Raw genomic sequence first — 6868 nt, forward strand, 5'->3', positions numbered from 1 at the left:
CACGGATCTTCCCGGACCTCCCCGGACCTCCCCGGACCTCGGCCGGTCTCAGCGGACGTGCAGTCCGCCCCAGTCGATGGTCCCGCCGGACGAGCCGGAGCCGCCGGTGATCGCCAACGGGCTGTGGTAGGTGGCGTTGACGTCCGCGACGGAGTTGCGCGGCTGGTCCGGGGCCAGGTTGTTGGCGGTGAGCGACTGCCCCCAGACCGTCCAGATCGTCCACGGCGTGCGCCGAAGGGTGTCCGGCTGGCGGGAGTTGACGGGTACGGCGAAGGACTCGGCCAGCATCCGCGGCTTGTCGTAGGCGGCGAGCCCGTCGTAGTAGCGCTTGGTCCACACCTCGCCGGTGCCGATCGGGTGCGCCGGGCTGCCGCTGTAGTCGTCCACCCCGACCACGTCGACGTACTGGGCGCCCGGGTAGTAGTCCCACGGGTCCACGCCCGGGGCGCCGTCCCAGGACACCGGCGTCCAGACGAACAGCAGGTTGTGCAGGCCCCTGGTCTCCACCAGGTACTTGTAGGTGATCTTCCACAGCGCCTGGTAGTCGGCCGGCTTCTGGCCCGCCCACCAGAACCGGCTGGAGCAGTCCTGGACGTTCATCTCGTGGTACGGGCGCAGCAGCACCGGCACGTCGTGGGCGGCCAGGTACTCCAGGTGGTCGGCCAGGTAGGACAGGTCGGTGATCAGCGCGCGGTACTCGGGGGTGCCGTCCGCGGCGTCCACCACCCGGCCGAACCAGCCCGGGTCCTTGGCCGCCGGGGAGTTCGAACAGAGCACCCGGTCGAAGGACTTGACGTCCGATCCGGGGTAGGGCTCGTGGAAGGACATGCCGACGATCCCGGCCGGGGCGCCGCCGTTGTCGGGCAGGTCGGTGCTGCTGCCGTCGCAGTTCTGCTGGACGCCGGAGCTGTCGTAGGTGCCGTCGTCGGCACGCGGGTGGCCGGACCAGACGTCGGCCATCAGGTCGACGGCGTCGTCGGTGTACTGCCAGCCGGTCCGGCAGGTGGGCCAGCGGCCGGCCGAGTACGAGCGCGGGTTGCCGACGCCCCAGGCGTTCTGGCCGTAGCCGGGGCCGAGGTCGGTCTCCAGGAAGCCGGGCAGCCGGCCGGTGATGTCGGCGGCCTTCTTGTAGTAGTAGCCGACCTGCTTGGTGCCCCGGTAGTCGCCGTACTCGGGGTTGTTGCGCTCGTTGTGCGCCTCGACGTGCTGGCCGATCACCGTGCCGCCGCTCTGCCCGGTGCGGGCCTGGGCCTCCAGGTCGGTGAGGAACTGGTCGACGGCGCGGGCGTTCGGCGAGGCCTTCGGGTCCCGGGCGAGCAGGTCCCGGCCCACGTCCGGCGGCAGGGTGCGCCCGGGGGCGCCGACCGACACCGGTACCCGCACGGGCTCGCCGACGTCGGCCCGGTCGTCCCGGTCCAGCAGCGCGAAGGTGCCCGCGAGGACCACGACCCCGGCCGCGGCCAGGACGGCCGACTTGCCGCGCAGGGCACTGGGCAGGGCCACGACCGCTCCTCCGGTTGCTCGCCGGTACCGACCCCCACGGACGCAACCGGAACACGCGTACGAATGACTCCGATGAGAGCCTGCCACACTCCCCCGGTCCCGGCGAACGGATCCGCCGGCACCGGGGTGTCATGGCCGGTCAGCCGACCGGCGTGCCCTGCGAACCGGGCGTGGCGGAGCCCGCCGCCTTGGCCCGCTGGAGCAGCTGGCCCTTCACGTGATCGGCGAAGCCGGAGGCCGCCGCCGTCGCGGTGGCGTCGGGGGCGTTGCCGCCCTTCGCCGAGCCCTCGACGGTGAAGTAGGCGTACCGGCCCAGGCTGCTGTGCGTGCCGGTGCAGCCGGGGTTGGCGCAGAACGCCGGGGCGCCGGGGGCGGGAAGGCCCTTGAGCTGGCCGGCGTAGTTCTTCGTCGCGGTCTCGGCCTGGATCTTGTGGTCGAAGACCGCGACGCCGACGGTCACCGCGCTGTCCCCGGAGACGTACGTCGCCCGGAGCACCTTCTGGCAGCCCTGGTCGCCGAGGATCTTGCCGAGCCCGCCGGTGGTGGAGTTGCCGTCCCAGCAGGGCTGGTCCAGCGAGACCACGGTCCGGTTCCAGGTCGCGCCGTTCACCGTCACCTGCATCGCGGAGAACAGCGCCCCCGCGTCCTGCGGCGCCGGATCGGTGGCGGCCTCCCAGATCGGCTTCGACGGGTCGTCCGTCTGACCTCCCGGGGTCGAACTCGCGCTCGACGGGCCGGGGGTCGGCTTGTTGGAGGCGGTGGTGACCGGGCCGCCGCCGACCTTCTTCGGGTCGTCCTTCTTGCCGAACAGCAGCACGCCGCCCGCGGCCGCGCCGCCCACCAGGACGACGGCGGCCACGATGCCGATGACCTTCATCCGGCGCTTGCGCTTGCCCGCGGCCTCGTTGCGGTCCGCCAGCGCCGCCCAGTCCGGCTCGACGCGCTGCGGCGGCACGGGCTGCTGGGGCGCCTGCTGCTGCCACTGCGGCTGAGGGGCCATCGGCTGCACCGGCTGCGGCTGCGCGACCGGCTGCGGCTGCGGCTGCGCGACCGGCTGCGGCTGAGGCTGCGGCACCGGCGGGACGGGCTGCGAAAGCGGCTGCGCAGACGGCGCCACCGGCCCGTACGAGGCCGGCGGCGGGCCGAAGCCGCCGCTCGGCGGCGGCACCGGGCCTGGCACCGCCGGCTGCTGATTCTGTGTGCCCCCCGGCCCGGCGGGAGGCGTTCCCTGCGGCCCGTGCCCAGGTACGCCGGTTCCGTCGCTCATGCGCCCAGATCGTAGGGCATCCCCCTGACCGCCGATCCGCCCGGTGACCATTCCGCATCGAAACCAGGACGACCGGCGCGCGGATCCGGCCCGCCCGGCGCGCCGGCCCGACCCGCCCGAGGCGCGATGACGACCCGCCCGAGGCGCGGATCCCGGCCCCGGACGGGCACGAACCGCCCCCTGCCCCGGCACCGCCGGTCATCGCACCAATACACCGCGCCGCACTACATGTGGTGTCGCATCACTGAGACACCACTACATGTATGCTCACTCCTGCTGTCGATGCAGGGGAACCCGGTGGGAGTCCGGGACTGCCCCGCAGCGGTGTGCGGGCGGCTCCAGCAGCCGTGTCCGCGAGTCCGAGTACCTGCCGACAGCGTGCGCCACGGCCCTCCCGCAGAGGCCGCGCCGGCACTCAGCACCACCCCTCCGGGCCTCGCGGGCGGGCCGGGGAGACGCCTCGCGCGACGGCTTTTTTGCGTTCGCGCCGTGCTCCCCTGCCCAGATCGGCCCGGGTGACCCCGATCACGCCGCCGATCGCCGCCAGGAGAGAGCGCCTTGACCACCGCTGCCTCAGCCACCCTGCCCGCCCAGGGCTCCGGTACCGCCTTCACCGACCCGACGGTCTCCGACCCCGGGGGCGCGCTGCTGCGGCTGCTCACCGACCGCAGCGCCGACCTCACCGAGGTCGACCCCGGCCATGTCGCCGCCGCCGCGCTGCGCGGCCGCCACGCCGGCTCGGACTTCGCCGAGCTGCGCGGGCTGGCCGTGGACGCCGCCGCGTCGATGATCGCCGAGGACCCCCAGTACTCGAAGCTCGCGGCCCGCCTGCTCGCCCTGGAGATCGTCGACGAGGCGAACAGCCAGGGCTCGGTCACCTTCTCCGCCTCGATCGCCGTCGGCCACGCCGAGGGCCTGATCGGCGACACCACCGCGGCCTTCGTCACCAAGCACGCCGCCGCCCTCGACGCCCTGATCGACACCCAGGGCGACGACCGCTTCGAGTACTTCGGCCTGCGCACCGTGCAGTCCCGCTACCTGCTGCGCCACCCGATCACCCGCAAGGTCATCGAGACCCCGCAGCACTTCCTGCTCCGCGTCGCCTGCGGCCTGGCGGTCGGCGACTCCGAGCAGTCGGTGCGCGAGGTGGCCGAGCTGTACGGCCTGATGAGCCGCCTGGAGTACCTGACCTCCTCGCCGACGCTCTTCAACTCCGGCACCCGGCACCCGCAGATGTCCAGCTGCTACCTGCTCGACTCGCCGCTGGACAACCTGGACTCGATCTACAACCGCTACGCGCAGATCGCCCGCCTCTCCAAGCACGCCGGCGGCATCGGCCTGTCCTACTCGCGCATCCGCTCGCGCGGCAGCCTGATCCGCGGCACCAACGGCAAGTCCAACGGCATCGTCCCGTTCCTGCGCACCCTCGACTCCTCGGTCGCCGCCGTCAACCAGGGCGGCCGCCGCAAGGGCGCGGCCTGCGTCTACCTGGAGACCTGGCACGCGGACATCGAGGAGTTCCTGGAGCTGCGCGACAACACCGGTGAGGAGGCGCGCCGCACCCACAACCTCAACCTGGCCCACTGGATCCCGGACGAGTTCATGCGCCGGGTCAACGCCAACGCCGACTGGTCGCTGTTCTCCCCGGCCGACGTGCCCGAGCTGGTCGACCTGTGGGGCGAGGAGTTCGACGAGGCCTACCGCAAGGCCGAGCTGGCCGGCAAGGCCGTCCGCACCATCCCGGCGCAGACCCTCTACGCCCGCATGATGCGCACCCTCGCGCAGACCGGCAACGGCTGGATGACCTTCAAGGACGCCTCCAACCGCGCCGCCAACCAGACCGCGCTGCCGGGCCGCACGGTGCACTCCTCCAACCTGTGCACCGAGATCCTGGAGGTCACGGACGACTCCGAGACCGCCGTCTGCAACCTCGGCTCGGTCAACCTCGGTGCCCACGTGGCTCTTGATGCTCGCGCCGATGATCTGATCAACGCCATGGACTGGGAGCGGCTGGACGCCACCGTGCGCACCGCCGTGACGTTCCTCGACCGCGTGGTGGACATCAACTTCTACCCGACCACCGAGGCCGGTACGTCCAACTCCCGCTGGCGCCCGGTCGGCCTCGGCGTGATGGGCCTGCAGGACGTCTTCTTCAAGCTGCGGATCGACTTCGACTCGGCCGAGGCCAAGCAGCTGTCGACGATGATCTCCGAGCGCATCATGCTCACCGCCTACGAGCGCTCCGCCGACCTGGCCGAGCAGCTGGGCCGCCACGAGGCCTACGGCGAGACCCGCGCCGCCCGCGGCGAGCTGCACATCGACCACTTCCCGACGGCCGCCCCGCAGTGGGCCGACCGCTGGACCGCGCTGCGCGCCCGCATCGCCGAGACCGGCCTGCGCAACTCGCTGCTGCTCGCGATCGCGCCGACCGCGACCATCGCGTCCATCGCCGGCGTGTACGAGTGCATCGAGCCGCAGGTGTCCAACCTGTTCAAGCGCGAGACGCTCTCCGGCGAGTTCCTGCAGGTCAACCCGTACCTGGTGCGCGAGCTCAAGGAGCTCGGCGTCTGGGACCAGCAGACCCGCGACGCCCTGCGCGACGCCAACGGCTCGGTGCAGGAGCTCGGTTGGCTGCCGGAGGGGGTCCGGTCGCTGTACCGCACCGCCTGGGAGCTGCCGCAGCGCGCGCTGATCGACCTGGCCGCGGCCCGCATGCCGTACCTGGACCAGAGCCAGTCGCTGAACCTGTTCATGGCGGCGCCGACCATCGGCAAGCTCAGCTCGATGTACGCCTACGCGTGGAAGGTCGGTCTCAAGACCACCTACTACCTGCGCTCGCGCCCGGCGACCCGCATCGCCCAGGCCGCGTCCGGTGCCGCCCGCGCCGCCGCGCCGGTGCCCGTGAACACCCCGACCCTCACCCCGGAGCAGGAAGCCGCCATCGCCTGCTCCCTGGAGAACCCCGAGTCCTGCGAGGCCTGCCAGTAATGACTGCCGACGACCGCAAGATGCTGCTCGACCCCGGCTTCGAGCTGACCCTGCGCCCGATGCGCTACCCGTCGTTCTACGACCGGTACCGCGACGCGATCAAGAACACCTGGACCGTCGAGGAGGTGGACCTGCACTCCGACGTCGCCGACCTGGCGAAGCTCAGCGAGGGCGAGCGGCACCTGATCGGCCGCCTGGTCGCCTTCTTCGCGACGGGTGACTCGATCGTCGCCAACAACGTCGTGCTGAGCCTCTACAAGCACATCAACTCCCCGGAGGCGCGGCTGTACCTGTCGCGCCAGCTGTTCGAGGAGGCCGTGCACGTCCAGTTCTACCTGACGCTGCTCGACACCTACCTTCCGGACCCGGAGGACCGCAACGCGGCCTTCGCCGCGGTGGAGAACATCCCCTCCATCCACCAGAAGGCCCAGTTCTGCTTCAAGTACATGAACGCGGTCGACCACATCGAGTCGCTGCAGACGAAGGAGGACCGCCGCGCGTTCCTCCTGAACCTGATCTGCTTCGCGGCCTGCGTGGAGGGCCTGTTCTTCTACGGCGCCTTCGCCTACGTGTACTGGTTCCGCAGCCGCGGTCTGCTGCACGGTCTCGCGACCGGCACCAACTGGGTGTTCCGCGACGAGTCCATGCACATGGACTTCGCCATGTCGGTGGTCGACACCGTTCGCGAGGAGGAGCCCGACCTCTTCGACGACGAGATGGCCAAGCAGGTCACCGAGATGCTGGAGGAGGCCGTCGCGGCCGAGCTCCAGTTCGCCCAGGACCTGTGCGGCGATGGTCTCGCCGGCATGAACACCGACTCCATGCGCCAGTACCTGGAGGCCGTCGCCGACCAGCGTCTGGCCCGCCTCGGGATGCCGATCCGCTACGGGTCGACCAACCCGTTCGGCTTCATGGAGCTCCAGAACGTCCAGGAGCTGACCAACTTCTTCGAGCGTCGCGTGTCGGCGTACCAGGTCGCGGTTGAGGGTTCCGTCTCCTTCGACGACGACTTCTAAGCTTGCCGTTTAACCTCGGCGGGCTTGGTGTTCCTTGATCGACTCGGCGCGTTTGACGGTCTTGCCGACGTCGTGGCGCCTGGCTCGCTGCTTG

General features: G+C 71.3%; 4 protein-coding genes and 1 riboswitch. Of the genes, 2 read left to right on the forward strand and 2 right to left on the reverse strand.

What is annotated here, in order from left to right; all coding sequences use genetic code 11:
* Window positions 1-48: 48 nt before the first annotated feature.
* Together ACIG5E_RS09955 and ACIG5E_RS09960 are read right to left on the reverse strand one after the other, a co-directional pair.
* Window positions 49-1503 carry a glycoside hydrolase family 26 protein gene (locus ACIG5E_RS09955; protein ID WP_396532730.1) on the reverse strand — a complete coding sequence of 485 codons (1455 nt, stop codon included), beginning with the start codon at window positions 1501-1503 and terminating at the stop codon, window positions 49-51.
* A gap of 139 nt (window positions 1504-1642) precedes the next feature.
* Complete coding sequence (locus tag ACIG5E_RS09960; RefSeq protein WP_396532732.1) at window positions 1643-2578, reverse strand: hypothetical protein; 936 nt, start codon at window positions 2576-2578, stop codon at window positions 1643-1645.
* Between the two features lie 438 nt (window positions 2579-3016).
* Window positions 3017-3160, forward strand: a riboswitch (cobalamin riboswitch).
* Window positions 3161-3352: 192 nt separating this feature from the next.
* On the opposite strand from ACIG5E_RS09960, the gene ACIG5E_RS09965 reads away from it, so the two are divergent.
* Both ACIG5E_RS09965 and ACIG5E_RS09970 read left to right on the forward strand, forming a co-directional pair.
* Window positions 3353-5758 carry a ribonucleoside-diphosphate reductase subunit alpha gene (locus ACIG5E_RS09965; protein WP_396532746.1) on the forward strand — a complete coding sequence of 802 codons (2406 nt, stop codon included), beginning with the start codon at window positions 3353-3355 and terminating at the stop codon, window positions 5756-5758.
* On the forward strand, window positions 5758-6774 hold the full coding sequence (locus ACIG5E_RS09970; RefSeq protein WP_030282239.1) for a ribonucleotide-diphosphate reductase subunit beta: 1017 nt from the start codon (window positions 5758-5760) through the stop codon (window positions 6772-6774). Before ACIG5E_RS09965 ends, ACIG5E_RS09970 begins: the two co-directional genes overlap by 1 nt.
* Window positions 6775-6868 lie beyond the last annotated feature (94 nt).

Source organism: Kitasatospora sp. NPDC053057 (assembly GCF_044546945.1).
Classification (GTDB): Bacteria; Actinomycetota; Actinomycetes; order Streptomycetales; family Streptomycetaceae; genus Kitasatospora.